The following is a 16464-nucleotide window of genomic DNA, read 5'->3' as shown; positions in this document are numbered from 1 at the left end:
TTGTTTGGTAGTATTTAAGTCGCATTGCTATAATGGTCGCAAAGATAAAAAAAATAAGTCTATGGCAAAGGTTTTTGAAAGCCTGAATAGCCCTTTGGAAGCTAATTATCGCCCTCATTTTTCGACATTTAAACCACACAGATAAGCGAAGAAAGGAGTTCAAGCTCAAAAGCAAAAAACTGCCATTCTGTAAGCCTTGCCACCGACATTTTGTCACCCTCTCTTCACAAAACAAAACACCTGATCCTGTTTTGCCCGGCAATAACCCTCGGAGACACCTGCAAAAGAACAGCAACTCCATACTGTGACAATAAGCAACACTGCGTCTCATTTTGTACCTTCGCAATGCAGAGAATAGTACAAACAAAAACAAGCAAATTCAGGAAATGAAAAGACTCGTGTTGCTCCGCCACGGAGAAAGTGAATGGAACAGACAAAACCGGTTCACCGGTTGGACGGATGTAGATCTTACCGAAAAAGGTGTGGAAGAAGCCTTAGAGGCCGGTCGCCAACTCAAGGCAAATGGTTTCTTCTTCGACAAGGCCTTTACATCTTACCTTAAAAGAGCTGTCAAAACGCTCAATAATGTATTGGATGTCATGGATTTGGATTGGATACCGGTGGAGAAAGATTGGCGGCTTAACGAGAAACATTACGGGATGTTGCAAGGGCTCAACAAAGCTGAGACAGCAGCCAAGTATGGAGATGAGCAGGTTTTAGTTTGGAGACGGAGCTTCGATGTTCCTCCTCAAGCATTGGAAGCGGACGATGAACGCTCTCCTCTGCAAGACAAACGCTATGCAACAGTAGACAAAGCTTTACTCCCCCTTACCGAATCACTCAAAGATACCATAGAACGTATACTACCCTACTGGACCAATACCATTTTACCCTCTCTGGCTCGCTCCAAGGACATCTTGGTTACAGCACATGGCAACAGCCTCAGAGCTATCATCAAGGAGCTGAAAGGCATCTCGGATCAAGACATTATCTCTCTTAATCTGCCCACGGCTATCCCTTACGTTTTTGAGTTTGACGATGATCTCAATCTCTGCCGGGATTACTTTCTCGGAGATCCCGATAAAATAAAAGCCTTGATGGAAGCCGTAGCCAATCAAGCCAAAGGTGTTTGAGACCGTTTATTTGGTATAACTTTGTGCCACAACCGGCCCGAATACCCTTCGAGCCTGTGTGGGTGTGCAGTGTAACTTCAAAAAACAAATAAACAAGACCTATGAAGAAAGCTATCAGCGCCGCAGACTTAGCGGCAAAGTTTAGAGACGGTATGACTATCATGGTCGGCGGTTTTCTTGCCAATGGGACTCCCGAGCGCATCATTGACGAGTTGGTTAAAAGTGGCGTAAAGGATCTTACCATAATCGCCAATGACACTTCCTTCCCCGACAAAGGGCTTGGTCGTTTGGTGGCCTCTAAGCAGGTAAAAAAAGTAATAGCCAGCCACATCGGGACCAATAAACTCACCGGAGAACAAATGAATGCTGGAGAGCTGGAAGTCGAATTCAGTCCGCAAGGAACTTTGGCCGAGCGTGTACGTGCCGGAGGCGCAGGTTTGGGTGGGGTGCTCACTCAAACAGGCATCGGTACTGTGATCGAGGAAGGTAAGCAAAAAGTGAGTGTAGATGGTGTTGAATACCTACTGGAGAAGCCTTTACGTGCTGATTTTGCTTTCATCAAGGGAAGTATAGGCGACGAGTTCGGGAACTTGGTATACTTAGGCACGACTCAGAATTTCCAGCCTCTCATGGCCATGGCTGCGGATTGCGTAGTGGCTGAAATTGAGAAACTCGTACCCGAGGGCGACATAGAGCCACATGCAGTGCATACCAGTGGCATATTCGTAGACTACATATTGCAATAATATATTCGTCAGCTCCTCTCTGAGAAAGGAGCTATTTAGTCAACAAAGAGAGGGGGATATGCCAATTCAGGCACATCCCCCTCTCTTTGTTGTAAACAAAATGCTCACTTATTCTTTCATAAAATGTTGGATAAAAGCTCTTCCTCTGGAAACAAATCGAGCAAAATATTTTCCGGAAGGTAAGAAAGATAAGTCTACAGTTTCTCCGGTTTTGACATACCAAGAGCGAACCTTTTCTCCCTGGTCTGTCCAAATCTCCATGTACAACTTAGCCCCTTCTTCTACCAAAGGAGAATCATTGTTAGACATGATCGTTCCTTTCCCATCTACGACAACGGAGGGAACCAAGAGTACATCCGATTCTTGTTGAGTATTTTCCTCGTTTCCATCATACTGACGATATTCAAACTTTGAAGACCAGTCCCCAGTCCCTAATTCATTTGAGAGTCGAACCTGAAGAGTTGCCTTCCCTTTGAGTCTTGAAATGAAAGAGGGAACGAAAACGTAGTATGAATCAGGAACTGTATATGAAGTCCCCATCTCTTCTTCCTTAGGACCTTCCTCTGGGGTATAGGGAGGGATAGGAGGAGGCAAAGGAGGGTAAGGCTTGGGTGGGAAAGGACCAATTGGCAGTTCTTCATCAACAAGACCATTTGTGGCAAAAACTCCTGCACCGGGCTTTGCCTTGTAAAGATGAGATTCAGCGTCCTCTTCGTATGCACCTATTAGAGCCATGCTGTTATCAAGAGAATCTGAATCTAATTCCTGTTTTTTTGCATATTCTCTGATGTAATTCCGAGTGTTGTAATTCTCATTTGTTTCATCACATCTCCATTCAGCATCCCATACATCACCCCCTCCTCTCCAAGTAAGAAGAATAGCCGGCAAAAAGAATTCTTTCGTATTGCTATCACTAAGCTTAAAATTCATTTTCAGTTGCTTTGCTGTGATATGCATTGGATCAGGAGTTCCCACATAAGAACCTTTAAAACCTGTTTTTCCAACATATTCCTTTCCATTCGGAGTATTGATATAGGCTCGAGCTCCCACATAGACATGAAAATACCTGAGACAAGTAGGACTCGGACGAGCCCCTACATACCTGAGTGTGATAGAATGCTCTGTACGAGAGAGTTCTTCAAAACCTGGAGAAACAAAGAACTGATAATTAAAATCAGGCAAAGGAGAAGAAATGCTATAGGTATAAGGATCTCCAACATATTCTTTAACAGCTGAAGGGCCATTAACTGTAGGGGTATAAGAGGTTTTTCCTTCCAATTCCAACTTCAAAGCCTCACCATGAGAAGACAGCTCCATATGACTTCGAGAGGTAGAAGAGCCATATATCCTATCAAAGGGTGTTCTTTTCTTCCACAGTAGCTCATTGGTATTCAATTCTTTTTCCAAATCACTTCCCCAATCATCTAAATATAAGGCACTATTTCGAGGAATAAAGGAAAACTTGTCTTGCTTCAAATGAGATTTCATTCCATACTTAAGCAGGAAGAAATGGTATAGACAACCCTGTCCATCTGATATTTCTTGTTCTAAATTGTCCTTGGAGAGAGGGAAAAAGCTACCAGGAGCTCCATCCAGAGCCAAACACGACTCTGGAGAATAGCGAGTTGTATTGTGAAAATACTTTACAGTGGGAAAGACAAAAAGATGCAACCGATGAAATGCGATTTTGAATGAATACACAGGGTACCGTGGCCAAGTTTTCTTTTTTCCCACTGCCCGGATGTTCAAATTAGCACTAACCCAGCTAACTCCCGGAATGAGATTCAAAAGAGTACTAACCAGACTGTCATCAGCTCTTATAAAAATGACAAACCGTAAAATAGTCTGAACGAAATATCCGAATCCTGGTCTTAATGAGGCTTTTACCACAAACATGTCATCTCCGGGGAAAAGCAACTTTTTCCCAGACATATCTCCATTCGAGAATGCCACATTCTCAGTTTTCTGAGGGAGTCCTAATTCATGGTATTTACGCATAAATTCTTCATGTATGCGTTGTGCCTGAGGATCAACATTTTGAGCAATCAACTGTGGGGTAGCACCGGTTGTAAGAATCTCTTTAATTACATCCAGAGACATATTGCTTGTAAATTTTTCCGACTTCTTTGTTTTACGACTGTTTTTCAACAATCTCTCCAAGTTTTTTCTCAGCTTCATGTTTAAGAGATCTTCAATGAAACACAAAGCTCCATATGGTACATTTGCTCCTTGGTGGGGAGAATCCATGGAAATGTATTTAGAAGCCTGATGATCTTCCCCTGCAATCTCCATTTGCCGAAGAGCTATTGCAGCAACCAAACCTCCCATACTGTACCCCATAACGACATTGGGAGTTGAGCCTTTGTGCCTGTTCACCCAACGTATAGCATCCTTCATTAGGTTCGCATTTCTCCAGATATCATCTGCCCCATCATTGTAATCCAAATAGACCAAATCAAATTGAGATAGAAGCTCATTTTGACTGATTGGCTGGTTTGTTAAAATCTCCGAAAAAGAACCCAAATTCACATTTGCACTTGGAAATAATCTTGTCAATTCATACCCCTCAGCAATTATTAATGGCCGTCTGAGAATCTTACGAGAACCGATGTAGAGGATTGTCAACTGCCCTCCACTATGCTCGCCAGTAGCGGGGATGGGAATTATATCGACACTTCTTGCACCACTCTTCAAGAACAGATCCGAAGAACTATCAACCAATATTTTCGTTTGACTCAACAGCTCTTTTCCACTGTCAAGCACAACTTTGAAACGGACTCTCTTGACTCCATCTTCATTGTAGCAATGCTTGATCTTCCGGAAGGGATAAATCCTCGAAAAAGAATCTCCATCCTCAAAAGCAACATAGATTGCTAGAATATCCGAATCGTCCGAGAAAAGCAATTCAGGATTCATCCGAAATTCAACTTCTCTCGTCTTCCAGACAATGGTCTTGGGTGCCACAGAGAAGATATGAGCCTCTTTGTACACATCTTCCGGATCTCCATGGACGACAGCCTGTCCATTTTCAGCCCTTACCAACCCTCTTTGCAGTGCATCTTCCGCAATGTAATTGTATTTGTACAGAAGAATAGAAAAATCAGAGGCTCTTGCTTTCTCACATTTTTCCATAAAGGAGTCAAGGGCTACAACTTCTGTGTCTCTCTCATCAACAGCTCCCGAAAACAAGGAGGTAAGCATCAGTATTTGAGCACTAAAATCAGAATAATTACTATCTCTCAGACAGCCATCATACTGTTCCAAAGGGATACCTTCTATCGCATAATCCCGTAGAATCCCTGTTGAAATATCCTCTTTGTTTACCCTGGAAAAAATGTGATCAATGCTCCGCCTTACCTCTGACAAATCGGAGGTTTGACCGGACAAATCTGTCAGGGAAAAGCATAGGCATACTAAGGCTACGATTCTAAGTCAACTAATGTGTTTCATTTCTGTTCATTTTCCGGTTTATACTCATGTCTGTTAAATTGCAATATGGGGGCTTTGAAGTCAAAAAAGCCTTTTAATACAAGAGGCTTGGGTTCCTCTTGATCAACACTAAAAGAACCAGGAGGAACAACAGAGTCTACAACAAGTCTCTTTGGTGGGATAACTATAGTTGTTGCAGGCTCAACTGATATTTCAAATCTTCCGGCTATAGCTGGAACATCCAGATCCAACTTGTCAACAAAAATCTCTCCTCCATTGCGCGTAACATTACGTCCGATATAACGAGGCAGGGCCCTATCATAAAAACTCACTGCTATCTTGTCGTTATCTATGACAAAAGAATTCTCCTCCTTGTGGAATTCAAAACAAAGGGAGAACTTACGGACAGGGCCATCTCCTCCCATCTTGGAAGAATAAATGTACAAGAAGTAACTGTCATCCTTCTCACTGTAGTTCAGCACCACAGAAGCTTCTCGTGGGATAGGGAAACCCCAAAATTGCCCCCATTTATTGACATAAAAAGGCTTATCGAACCCCTCTATCTCAAAAGCAACAATATTTTTGCCGGACTGAGAGACCGGTGGCATCTTTTCCAAAGCCGGTGGTTCCTCCGGTTGTTAAAAAAAATCACAACTGGTCAAGCATAACCCCAGCAAGAGAAAACAAAACAGAGCAACAACAAATGGCTTTTTCATACTACGACAAAAGAACAATAAAGCGAGAGAGCACTCCGAACAAAAACCTCCCCACATCAGTACTCAAGAAAGCTATAACAAAGAGATAAAATTAAAACTCTCACTATCAATCCGCAGCAAAGTTGTGTTTTATTTGCAAATAAACAATCCATCCCATCTGAAAACACAAATTATCACCATAAAGGCTAAGACTTCTACAGGGAGGATTCAAAAAAAAGGATCGACTCCGGAAACTCTGGTCAATAAAAAGTTGAAGAGCCTTCTGTAAAGAAAAAAGGTCTTGATATGTAATGCAAAACTATTCTCTGGGGGGAGAACAAAAAATATCTCCTGAGGGAGCAATCGCTAACTCCTGTGTTAGCAAAAATTCCCTCAGGAGATATTTTTGCCTCTTCCAGAACGTCCTATTCATAGACATTTCGAGAGGGGCAAAAAAGGTCTCAAATGGACGAAAATAGAGCTACATGATAGTCGATTTATTTCATCCAAAGAGTTTCCACTTTCCCATCCACACACACGAAATAGGAACCGGGAGCAAGTTGTTCAACAGCAATACGAGTGATATCTCCGGTCGATTGGGCACGAAGAACACAAGCCCCGACTGTATCGAATATCAGGATCTCCCTCCCTTCTTCTACATTGCGGACAAAAATCTCATCCACAGCAGGATTGGGGTAAACGAAAAAACTCCGGGACAAGGCGGCCTGTGTAGAGAGCGTCGAAATACCCTCGTAAATCAGGACTTCTCCTTCGGCATCAGTAGAGAAAACTGTCCAATTCTTTTCTCTGGCAATACGGACATCCGTATCCAAACACTTATTCTTATCGGGCTCCGGCTCATTCTCCGTATTAAATACGATAAATCCAGCTCGATTGGGAATAGAGGGGTCATCCTTGACTGTGAATACGGGCAAGCTGCATTACAGCCGTCATCGCCTTCCCTTCTATCTCATTGTCGAAAAGGGTGAGTGTATGAAGATCAGTAGCCGAGAATTGCAGAGCTTTGAGACAATTGACATGCAGCTGCACCTCCTCTCTCAGTTTTTTGTTCTTACTAAGGTCTACTTTAGTCAGGTTACAACCCGCAGCAAACAGCTTTGTGAGTTCACGGCATTGACTTACATCTAAGCGAAACCATTTATTACCTGAGCAATTCAGCTCTGTCAAGCGGGGGTATTTAGTCAGATCCAGTGCCGACACCTTACTATTGTTGCAATACAACTTCTCCAAACTCACAGCTTGAGATATGTTGATAGCACCAACCGAACTGTTGGTAGTCTGCAGGATTTTGAGTTTGAAAACTATTGGTGTCCGATAAAAGTTTTTCGCGACTTATCATTCTCTTTTTATCGGTTACTATTCTAAGAAATAACCAACTATTCTCTTTCTAAGAGAATTTCTCCTTTTCATCAAAGTATATTGGTATTCTATTTAATCGGACAGCCGAATAGTCAATCTCTTAGGAGAGCTTTTTGGTGACAATCTCATACTCTTGCCACCACAAGAGGTAAGAGAATAGCAAAACAGGTTCTCGTCAATGAGTTTTGAGAGGCTTTTTATCGGACAGCTGACTCTGTGTAAGAAAAAAGGGGCTTACTGAAACAAAAAAGACTCCAAAGGAGCTAATTTATGGGCTTAACTATACCTTTTTATGCTTTCGAAAAGTTTTATCGGACACCAATATTTGAAAACATCCCCCATCGTTATGGTCTTGAGATTGGCATTTTCATAGCAAATCAGATTCTCCAATTCGGGGTTTCCACTCACATCCAGAGAGGTAATGTACATCTCACTACAATCGAGACTCCGAACCTTGCCCCTGATCTCCAAGTTCCTTCACTCAAGGAGGTAGTATCGCTTCCCTCCGACAAGGCTGTGATATTTCGCCCCTCCACCTAATGAGACCTTTGCACGGCAATTCTTCACTGAAAGAGAGAAATCGCTCGAACTCATCGAAGAGTTTCTTCAGGGTGACGTGAGCATATCGTTCCGTTGTTTCAACACAGATAAAAACAGATCCACTCCCACTCTCCAAGAAGAGTGAGAATGGATCTGGGAAAACGCCGAACAGAGCTTCTGCCCTATTTTAGAAAGACCTGACAACTACTCTTTTCGTCCATTTGATTTAGAAAGAAAACTTACAACTTACACCCTGACAAGACAAGATATAGCAACCTGGCTCCAAGTTTTCGATTTCGACAGCATTGTCATTCGACAACAACACACTTTTCACGAGAACGCCAGCCATACTATATATATTCATTCGGCTTCCAGTCAATTCCAAATCCGAATTAAGAATAAGCATTGCTCCTTCTACATGAGCCCGCAAGTGAACATCTTTTTTTATCTGTAAAATAGAAGTCGGAGGAGTAGCCTCATATACAATCTGTTCTTCATTTTCAGAAATCGGGGCAAACTTAGAGCCACTTCCAATAAGCCCCATGGGGAAAGACCTGAAAGCTACACTATTTCGAAACTCTTCACATATAGAATTCGCTATAGTTTTACAAGTCGGTATAAAAGTTTCCTCCAGAGGGAACTCATTGTTATACCCGTACACAAAAGGAAAATTGTCACGGCCTGCCTTCACCAAATTCCCGACCTCATCGTACTCATAAGCAAATTCCAACCTGCCATTAGCGCCTCCACTGGCTTCATCAGAAAAAATCAAAGAGATGAGCCTCTTCTGATTATCATAGGCAAACTCTTCACGAAAAATTTCTCCACCTCCTTCTTCTGGGGCTCTCTGAGAAACTAAAACAATCTTCTTATCATCATTGTAAGAAATTTGACACTTACGATAGAGGAGCCATTGGTTTGCCCTTTGATCCAAATAATAGACATCCCCCATTACCGGAAGCATATCTTCATTGTAGAAAACTTCACATCCCGCCACTTTCGTTAGCTCTTCATCATCTATATGTTCCCCCAGAAGACCGTATCGCTCATACTTGGTCAAATAGCCTTTCTCATCTCGCATAAACAGTTCTCTTCCACTCACAAGATCAAATTCTCCGGTAGAGATACGCGGACGTCCATAAGTATCAATCTTGGATAAGTAACCCTTCTCATCATAGAAGAACTTAACGATTGTTTCCAATCTCGTTTCTCCTTCTTCCGATTCCGATGTCGTACGTTTCTCTATCAGACGCCCCTCTTGATCGTAACTGTATTCAGTCTTTTGACCAAAAACAGAATAAGACTTCAACCTATACCTATATCCCTCAGATGTAAAATCGTTGTGGGCCATAGTCTGAGCCAAAGCAGAAAAAGAAGAACAAAACAAAAGAAGGGAAATGAGAGTAATAAGTAATTTTTTCATAGAGTAATTTGTTTTACTGACTTTGTTTTAGAAACTGCCTGCAAACCTAAGAGTAAGCCGGTCTCAGCAAAATACCTGAAAGAGGGGGTAATAAGGGGGCAGAAGTAGGCCTTTATAGGTATATACACAGATACAGAGTGATGATTTTTCCATTTAGAGTTTATTCAGGAAAAATCTTGACGCTCGCTAAGATAAAAAACACAAGATCTGCAGCAAAAGAGTAACAAACAAACTACTAACAATCGTTCTTCCTGTTCAAGATCAAGATTTATTACCTTTGTTTAGCCTTGTAGTCTACAGATTTATGCAATCTGAAAAACGCCAAATCCTACACATTGTCGCCCCCGTATTCGTGTCTCTGATGGCACAGAATATCATAGGTATTACCGACACTGCTTTTGTCGGGCGTTTGGGAGAAGTGGCTCTCGGCGGAGTTACGATGGCTACCATGGCTTACTTCTGCATCTTCACTCTAGGTTTCGGGCTGGGGATAGGCACACAAATCATTGTAGCCCGGCGATATGGAGCTGGCTCTTACAGTGCCATAGGCAATATCCTCTGGCACAGCCTACTGATGCTGTTAATAGCCGCCACTCTGGCTATTGGCACAGGATTGATTGGAGGAGAAACGTTCTTCCACAGTGTACTTTCATCACAGCGAGTTGCCACAGCAGCCACAGCCTATTGGGACTGGCGAATATGGGGATTTCTCTTCGCATTTGTTGGGATTGTTTTTCGCTCCTTTTTTGTAGGAATAGCCCAAACCAAAGTGCTTACCTACAATGCAGTTGTAATGGCTGTGGTCAACATAGTTCTCGATTACGGTCTTATCTTCGGGAAACTGGGATTACCACAAATGGGATTGGAAGGAGCTGCAATAGCCTCAGTCTTGGCCGAAGTATCCTCTCTGATTTTCTACCTCATTTATACTCACATAGTAGTAGACTTTAAGCTCTATGGCTTAAGAAAAAAGTTGCTCCAGCAATTCGATTGGAGGTTGATGCAAAAGACTCTCAACCTATCCGTCTATATTATGCTACAGTCTTTGCTTAGCCTCTCTTCCTGGACTTTGTTCTTCTTCATGATAGAACAGCTGGGAGAAAGACCTCTGGCTATCGCATCCATTATTCGTAGCATCTATATATTCCTATATATATCTATCAGTGCATATAGTACAGCAGTAAGTACAACTGTCAGCACCAAGATAGGAGCCGGTCTGACAGCTCAAATACCACAATACCTCAGACAAGTTGCCTTTCTCTCTTTGGGGACAATGCTCATAGCCTGCCTGATCACAGTTATTGCCCCTTCGGCTGTGCTGCACATATTCACGGATGAAACATCTCTCATAGAAGCTGCCAAGCCGGCTCTCTATGTAATCTGCATAGCCCTCTGTATCTGTTCGGTCGGCAACATGTACTTCTCTGCCGTATCGGCTACTGGAGCCAGTAAAATGGCTCTTATAATCGAGGCTGCCACTATTGTATTCTATGTGGGCTATTCTGCTGCAATGACCTATGGCCTGCAAGCTCCCGTACACATCTGCTACACAGTAGAGATCGTCTACTATGTACTGATAGGCCTATCCAGCTATCTCTTTGTTATCTCAGGTAAATGGCAAGAGAAAAAATGGTCTGAAATAAAAGAATAGAGGCCTCCTTATCGAAAGCCTCTCACTAAAAAAAAGGGGGGGGGGAATCCTATTCCTCACAACAAGTCTGCTCCTCCCAAATTCAGAGCCATTTAAGTCGTCTGAATACCCAGAAGACAACCACAGACAAGAAGATAGAAACGGCTAAGACAAGCAAAAATGCATACGACTTCTCGGCAGCAGGCAACTCTACGTTCATACCATACAAGCTGGCAATAAGAGTAGGGATCATGAGCAACATAGAAATACTAGTCATACGTTTCATGATCGTATTCACATTATTCGATATGATACTCGCAAAAGCATCCATCGTGCCTGTAAGAATGTCGCTGTATATGTTCACCATGTTGTAGGCTTGCCGCATCTCTATCATAACATCCTCATTGAGGTCATCATCTATCTCGGACCTATAGATAGTACGCAGTTTACCAATCAGGGCTTCATTTCCCCTAATTGAGGTATTAAAGTACACAAGGCTCTTTTGCAGTTTCATCAATTGCAAAAGGTCTTCATTACTGATACTCTGCTCAAGTGCGCTTTCGGATCGTGTAACCTCTACATTTACCTGTTTGAGGTATTTCAAAAACCACACAGCCGAGCTATGCAGCAGTCTCAGCAAGAAATTAGCCTGCGTATCTACTGAAATATTTTTGCGGCGAGAATAGCCAATAAAATCAGGTAAAATGCGTGTCTCGAAATAGCATATAGATACAATGATATTCTGTGTCTCTGAGGTGATCACACCCAAAGGAACAGTAGAATAGGTGACGTCCTCATCGTGGATAATCTCTATCGGTATACGCAAGATCGTGAGTAGCCAACCATCCTCCTCTTCGGTGCGAGGACGCTCATCTGTATCGGCTATGTCACTGATAAAAGTCTCTGGCACACCCAAGTCGGTCACCAAAGAACTAAGTTCGGCCGTCCCGGGGCTTTCCAGCGATACCCAGCAGCCGGACTCTATGGAAGACTTTTCACAAAATCCCTCAAAAGGGTAGATATATCTCTTCATTAGATCATCTCCTTAGCTTAAATACATAAGATTCTTCTCATTCACTCACAAGACTACGACATCGGAGTGATAGCAAGAGGAGATGACTGTCGATCAGAAACCTGATCAAAAGGATCTGACAAGATCGATCCAGTTCGGCATCCCCTCCCCCATATCGCAGCTACACGATCGGGGCTTGCCTTTCTGCTCGGATGGCGGTAAGGGATCTTCCATACTGGTTTGTTTTATTTGGGTTTGAAATCTCGATTATCGTTGCAAAGGTAACTCTTTGTGCCCAACTTTATTCTTCATAAAACAAAAAAAGAGATGCGCTTCGCAATGCGAAGCGCATCTCCCTTGTTTTCTCCCCTCATAAAACCAGGGAGAATCTATCAAAGCTCAGAAAGCCTCTTATTTTATCCTGAACTTCTGCGTAAAGACAGGTTTTCCGTTGTGAGAGATACGGAAAATGCTAATCCCCTGAGACAGCCTTACTGGCAAGCGATAAGCCGATACCCCGGCAGGCAACATTCCCTTATACTGCAAGTTGCCCAAGATATTGAAGACCTCCAACTCCAGATTGCGGCCTTCGGAAGTATACTGCAAAGTACAGAGTCCATCAGCTTCATTGAGCAATGCCACCTTGGCAAACTCTATCACATTCGTACTCTGTTTACTAATGTGTCTGAGGAGCGCATAAAAAGTGATTGGAGAACCTCCCGCTACTGGTGTGACATCAATCTTGACCTTGAAATCATCCCTCGTATCAGCCAAAGCTTCTTTGAACTCATAAGTAGGATGCACCTCATTGGGATAACCAAACTCTCCCTCTTCGTACTTCTCCAACTTAATCCGACGGCCGTCTGCATGGACATCTCCATAGGCATTTACCTTTTGACAGCTTTCTCCCATACATAACAAAGAGATTCCCCAATTGGCATCTCCTTTGTGGTCTACCTTGGAAAGAGTAACCTTGTATTCCTTACCTATGGCAGCAGCATCCGGATTCAAATAAAAATGAATATCCGCACTTGTAATGCCCTCTTTCGTCTCGTAATATGCTGTGATGGTTCCTCCTTCGGGAAGCTCGTCTTTTCCTCCATTGTGCATAATGGCAACTTTCTGAGCAGAAAGGCCAGAGATCGTGCCCAAAAGGGCTACAGCAATAAATAGTAATTTCTTCATTTTTCTCTATTTGCTATCGTTTTCTTATTTAATTCCTACTTCTATTGTTTCGATTACCGACTTGGTTTGAGCATCATAGACAAAAGCTACCACACGAAGATTGTCGGGGTTTTGCTTCGCTGTCTCAAGCACCGTTTGGGGTAAATTCGACGTATGAAGATACTTACCACCAAGCTGAATTGGCTCTCCCCAGGTCCCATTTAGAGCTGCACGCAGCACATGGTCATGCTCGTGATCCTCCTTGTGCTTTCCTCCAGGGTATTCCTGGAAAGCCTTGATATCATTCTCCAGAAGCCACAACTGTACATTATACTGCTTTGCATCTTCCTTCTTGGCTCCCACTGCCACTACAGACACAGACACTGCTGTCCTATCGGCATTGAAAGAGGCTTTGGCAAAAAGGTCCATTTGGGCCGGTTGAGCAAGAGCTTTTTTCAGACGTTCGATCGTTTCGGTAATGTCGCCGGTTGCAGACACAAGGCCATTCTCACCTGTTCTGTCTATAACAGCCTTAGGCACTGCATCCAGACCCAACCAACGAGCATAGGCCTCTCCATCTGCAGTGGGGAAATCGGAACCCTTGTGAGGCAATAAATGGCTGTGTATAGCCACGGTCACAACCCTGCCAGCATGGGATTTGAGATCACCTTCAAGAGCCTTATGCAACCTACTGGCAAAGACTGGGCAATTGGAACATTCCTGTCCGGTATAATCCTCAAGCAATACAGTATGCTGACTTTGCGTGGGGTTCTCCGGTTCGGGGTCGTTCATGGGCTTCAACCTATTGCCCTCCTCTATCCTATCGCAAGCAACGAAAGCGAAACTTCCTGCTAAAAGCAAAGCTGCGGTCAATTTATTGAATATCATCATAAGAGATCTTTACTTGTGATTAGAAGCTTCCGTTGTAAGATATATACACACCCTGTGTTGCAGGCATCAGACGGCACACACCACCACTACAGTTGATACCCTCTCTAGTACGTCCTCCCGAGAGTTGTATGCGATGCGCTCCCTTGGCATAGGCTACCGAAGCCATGTAGTAATGCTCCTTGGTCAGTCCTGCATTGTACTGGTCACTGATCGTAAACATCAGGCCCGGCTGGATAGACAACTCAGCCAAAGCAAAGATCCAATCCCCTTCACCTTGCTTAGTAGTCAGATACTGCAACTCGGTACGAAGCTGCAACTTATTGCTGAGCTTATGCTTGCCATCATAAATAAACACATTGGTATGATACATACCGGGGTGAGCAACACCTTTGGCAATATTCTCCTTGTCGTAATCATCCTTATGCCCTACAATCACATCTTTGTTGTACCTCTGATTGATGTAGGTAAGAGTGAAACTGTACGAAGGGCTCAACTTCTTAGAAATCTCAAAATTGATATCCTGGAAATACAAGTCCCCTGTGCCGAAGAAAGTAGTAGAGTAACCATTGCCTCCTATGATAGCTTCTTCAAAGCCTTCATCACCGGGCTTTAGATTAATCCGCTTGCCGTTCCTGTCTTGCCAATCCTGCTTGATACCACGAATATGTGAAGCATTGAGACGGATTTGGGTACCATACTTACCACCCAGCAAAGTCTTACGCTTGAAAGTGTATCTCAACTCTCCCTGAAAAGCCCATTCTCCGCCAGGCTGTGTGGCATAGGGGTAAAGAGCTGCAAGCGTATAGGTCTGCTGTTGAGAGAAAGGGGGGAGGTAGTTGATATGCAAAGGCAAACCGAGCACAGTACGTTTGGAGAGATAATTGAAATTCTCACTCCTCTTGGCCTGCAACAAAGCACTCATACCAGAGCGAGAGTACGAAGCGGACAGCATAGCCACCGATCCATCGCGATAGATAAACTTGTTATCAGCTGTAGGGTCGTTGTATTTATAAGCATATTCGCCATAAATAGACATTCCCCCTCTTTGCAGAGAAAGACGCGTACCCCAAGCCGGAACATTCTCCGGCAGGTTGAGCTGCATTTTCTTCTCACCCTCTGTCACAGGGATCACTTCGCTTTTCTCATGTTTGGAAACAAAGCTCCCGGCAAGACTCAGGTAAGTACCACTCTCCTGCATGGGTTTAATCCATTTATCCAAACCCAACTCCAGATCGAAGGCAGAGAGATAACCACGGTCACTGCTGAAGAACTTCATCGTCCGATCGAAGTAATTACGCTGCTGCCCTGCCAGAGCTTTGATAGATACGCCTTCTATCGGACGCGTCGTTACCCTTGCACCACGAATGGAGTTGTCTATCCCCAGATTGCGCTCTTCATACGAGCGGAGCATGATTCCGCTGCCAAACTGCTCATAGAAGTCACCTACACTCAGATCGACGAGAGAGCCATATCGCCCGGTAAGTCCTATGTAGGGGATTCCACGTCCCTGATTAGCTTCGTTGCCGGGCAAAGGGCGAGAAAGCTCCTCGAAGCGAACACGTGCTTCAAGAAAATTATTTTGCAGAATAGCTGTCACATAGCTATTGCCAAACCATTGTCTTTTTGTCTTTTCCTCCGTAGAGAGCAACATATCCGACTGCACATTAAAAGTCGCTTTCAATGGCTGCCAACCGAACTTCTTTGTTCCCTGTGCCTGAATGGCAGAAGAGGCATTCTTCTCGACAGAGACATTATCTCCGGCCGGCTGCAAACCCTCTGTAGAATCTGCATAAGCCAAAGTAGCTGCCGAAAGACCGAGAGTCAATAATAAAGATCTTTTCATCACCGATACTTGCATGGTGTTGTGCGTCTGTATTCCTTATTATTTATTATTTTTTGGCGATATGCTCACGTACTACTTCAATGAGGTGCTGTTCGGAGCCATCTGTATATCCACTATGGTTGTAGATCACTTTCCCTTCTCCATCTACAATGAATACATGAGGCACTTGATTTACATTCATGGCACGCTTGAAGTCCCCATTGGTATCGAGTAGTACTTCGTATTCCCAACCATTACCGGACACAAGAGGTTTCACTCGCTGTGCATTCTGCCCATCATCGATAGATACGGCAACGAGCTTGACTCCTGTCTCATCCTGCCAATCAGGATAAACTTCATGTATTGCCTTCAATTCGCGCAAGCAAGGCTTACACCAAGTGGCGAAGAAACTAATAATCATGGGCTTACCGTCATTGCTAAGCTGAGAGGTGTTCACGGTCTTGCCATCTATATCCTTCAATTCTACAGAAGGGAGTTGGGCAAAAGCTGTTGCAGCGAAAGCCAAAGCTACGAGCAGGAATACAATCTTTTTCATGTTACTTCTTTGTCATTTATATGTTTGACATCATATTCATTAT

Annotated in this window: 13 protein-coding genes; 3 read left to right on the top strand and 10 right to left on the bottom strand. The window is 43.5% G+C overall.

Translation table 11 applies throughout. From position 1 onward, the window contains the following. Positions 1-386 precede the first annotated feature (386 nt). Both gpmA and DQN70_RS03365 read left to right on the top strand, forming a co-directional pair. Complete coding sequence (gpmA, locus tag DQN70_RS03370) at positions 387-1133, top strand: 2,3-diphosphoglycerate-dependent phosphoglycerate mutase (protein ID WP_036887356.1); 747 nt, start codon at positions 387-389, stop codon at positions 1131-1133. Between the two features lie 101 nt (positions 1134-1234). Beyond that, entirely contained in the window at positions 1235-1879 is a 645-nt protein-coding gene (locus DQN70_RS03365; RefSeq protein ID WP_023938437.1) for a CoA transferase subunit A, read from the top strand. Between the two features lie 108 nt (positions 1880-1987). Here the strand turns inward: DQN70_RS03365 and DQN70_RS03360 are convergent, their stop codons facing one another. The 5 genes from DQN70_RS03360 to DQN70_RS03335 all read right to left on the bottom strand — a co-directional run bounded on the left by DQN70_RS03360 (position 1988) and on the right by DQN70_RS03335 (position 9346). Continuing rightward, positions 1988-5266, bottom strand: a complete 3279-nt coding sequence (locus tag DQN70_RS03360) for an esterase/lipase family protein (protein WP_023939537.1) — start codon at positions 5264-5266, stop codon at positions 1988-1990. 59 nt (positions 5267-5325) lie between these two features. Further along, the gene (locus tag DQN70_RS03355) at positions 5326-5916 is read right to left on the bottom strand and encodes a hypothetical protein (protein ID WP_036887352.1); all 591 of its coding nucleotides are present in this window, start codon (positions 5914-5916) and stop codon (positions 5326-5328) included. A gap of 584 nt (positions 5917-6500) precedes the next feature. Then, complete coding sequence (locus tag DQN70_RS03350; RefSeq protein WP_023938432.1) at positions 6501-6938, bottom strand: T9SS type A sorting domain-containing protein; 438 nt, start codon at positions 6936-6938, stop codon at positions 6501-6503. Next, positions 6913-7254, bottom strand: coding sequence for a leucine-rich repeat domain-containing protein (locus DQN70_RS03345; RefSeq protein WP_143742785.1), 342 nt, complete (start codon positions 7252-7254; stop codon positions 6913-6915). The genes DQN70_RS03350 and DQN70_RS03345 overlap by 26 nt, the downstream gene beginning before the upstream one ends. A gap of 895 nt (positions 7255-8149) precedes the next feature. Then, positions 8150-9346: a T9SS type A sorting domain-containing protein gene (locus DQN70_RS03335; RefSeq protein WP_023939037.1), complete on the bottom strand. Its 1197-nt coding sequence runs from the start codon at positions 9344-9346 to the stop codon at positions 8150-8152. Positions 9347-9650: 304 nt separating this feature from the next. Between DQN70_RS03335 and DQN70_RS03330 the strand changes: the two genes are divergently transcribed. Continuing rightward, positions 9651-10997: an MATE family efflux transporter gene (locus DQN70_RS03330; protein ID WP_023939038.1), complete on the top strand. Its 1347-nt coding sequence runs from the start codon at positions 9651-9653 to the stop codon at positions 10995-10997. 82 nt (positions 10998-11079) lie between these two features. On the opposite strand, the gene DQN70_RS03325 is transcribed toward DQN70_RS03330, so the two are convergent. The 5 genes from DQN70_RS03325 to DQN70_RS03305 all read right to left on the bottom strand — a co-directional run bounded on the left by DQN70_RS03325 (position 11080) and on the right by DQN70_RS03305 (position 16421). Further along, positions 11080-12009, bottom strand: coding sequence for a magnesium transporter CorA family protein (locus tag DQN70_RS03325; protein ID WP_023939542.1), 930 nt, complete (start codon positions 12007-12009; stop codon positions 11080-11082). A 390-nt stretch (positions 12010-12399) separates the two neighbouring features. Further along, the gene (locus DQN70_RS03320) at positions 12400-13173 is read right to left on the bottom strand and encodes a hypothetical protein (protein WP_023939318.1); all 774 of its coding nucleotides are present in this window, start codon (positions 13171-13173) and stop codon (positions 12400-12402) included. Between the two features lie 24 nt (positions 13174-13197). After that, positions 13198-14043 (bottom strand): Omp28 family outer membrane lipoprotein, encoded by an 846-nt coding sequence (locus DQN70_RS03315; protein WP_023937971.1) that lies wholly within the window; start codon positions 14041-14043, stop codon positions 13198-13200. Between the two features lie 19 nt (positions 14044-14062). Next, a complete protein-coding gene (locus DQN70_RS03310; RefSeq protein WP_052512529.1) occupies positions 14063-15886 on the bottom strand; it encodes a DUF6029 family protein in 1824 nt (607 codons plus the stop codon). Positions 15887-15932: 46 nt separating this feature from the next. Beyond that, on the bottom strand, positions 15933-16421 hold the full coding sequence (locus DQN70_RS03305) for a TlpA family protein disulfide reductase (RefSeq protein ID WP_023937969.1): 489 nt from the start codon (positions 16419-16421) through the stop codon (positions 15933-15935). Positions 16422-16464: the final 43 nt, after the last annotated feature.

Origin of the sequence: Porphyromonas crevioricanis, assembly GCF_900476255.1 — a bacterium.
Lineage (GTDB): Bacteria > Bacteroidota > Bacteroidia > Bacteroidales > Porphyromonadaceae > Porphyromonas > Porphyromonas crevioricanis.
Note: the sequence above shows the minus strand (reverse complement) of the source record. Positions and strands in the feature narration are given on the sequence as shown.

Bases quoted from the DNA above. Each gene is read 5' to 3' on its own strand.
- gpmA (WP_036887356.1), top strand. From the start codon at position 387: ATGAAAAGACTCGTGTTGCTCCGCCACGGAGAAAGTGAATGGAACAGA.
- DQN70_RS03365 (WP_023938437.1), top strand. From the start codon at position 1,235: ATGAAGAAAGCTATCAGCGCCGCAGACTTAGCGGCAAAGTTTAGAGAC.
- DQN70_RS03355 (WP_036887352.1), bottom strand. From the start codon at position 5,916: ATGCCACCGGTCTCTCAGTCCGGCAAAAATATTGTTGCTTTTGAGATA.
- DQN70_RS03335 (WP_023939037.1), bottom strand. From the start codon at position 9,346: ATGAAAAAATTACTTATTACTCTCATTTCCCTTCTTTTGTTTTGTTCT.
- DQN70_RS03330 (WP_023939038.1), top strand. From the start codon at position 9,651: ATGCAATCTGAAAAACGCCAAATCCTACACATTGTCGCCCCCGTATTC.
- DQN70_RS03325 (WP_023939542.1), bottom strand. From the start codon at position 12,009: ATGAAGAGATATATCTACCCTTTTGAGGGATTTTGTGAAAAGTCTTCC.
- DQN70_RS03320 (WP_023939318.1), bottom strand. From the start codon at position 13,173: ATGAAGAAATTACTATTTATTGCTGTAGCCCTTTTGGGCACGATCTCT.
- DQN70_RS03315 (WP_023937971.1), bottom strand. From the start codon at position 14,043: ATGATGATATTCAATAAATTGACCGCAGCTTTGCTTTTAGCAGGAAGT.
- DQN70_RS03310 (WP_052512529.1), bottom strand. From the start codon at position 15,886: ATGAAAAGATCTTTATTATTGACTCTCGGTCTTTCGGCAGCTACTTTG.
- DQN70_RS03305 (WP_023937969.1), bottom strand. From the start codon at position 16,421: ATGAAAAAGATTGTATTCCTGCTCGTAGCTTTGGCTTTCGCTGCAACA.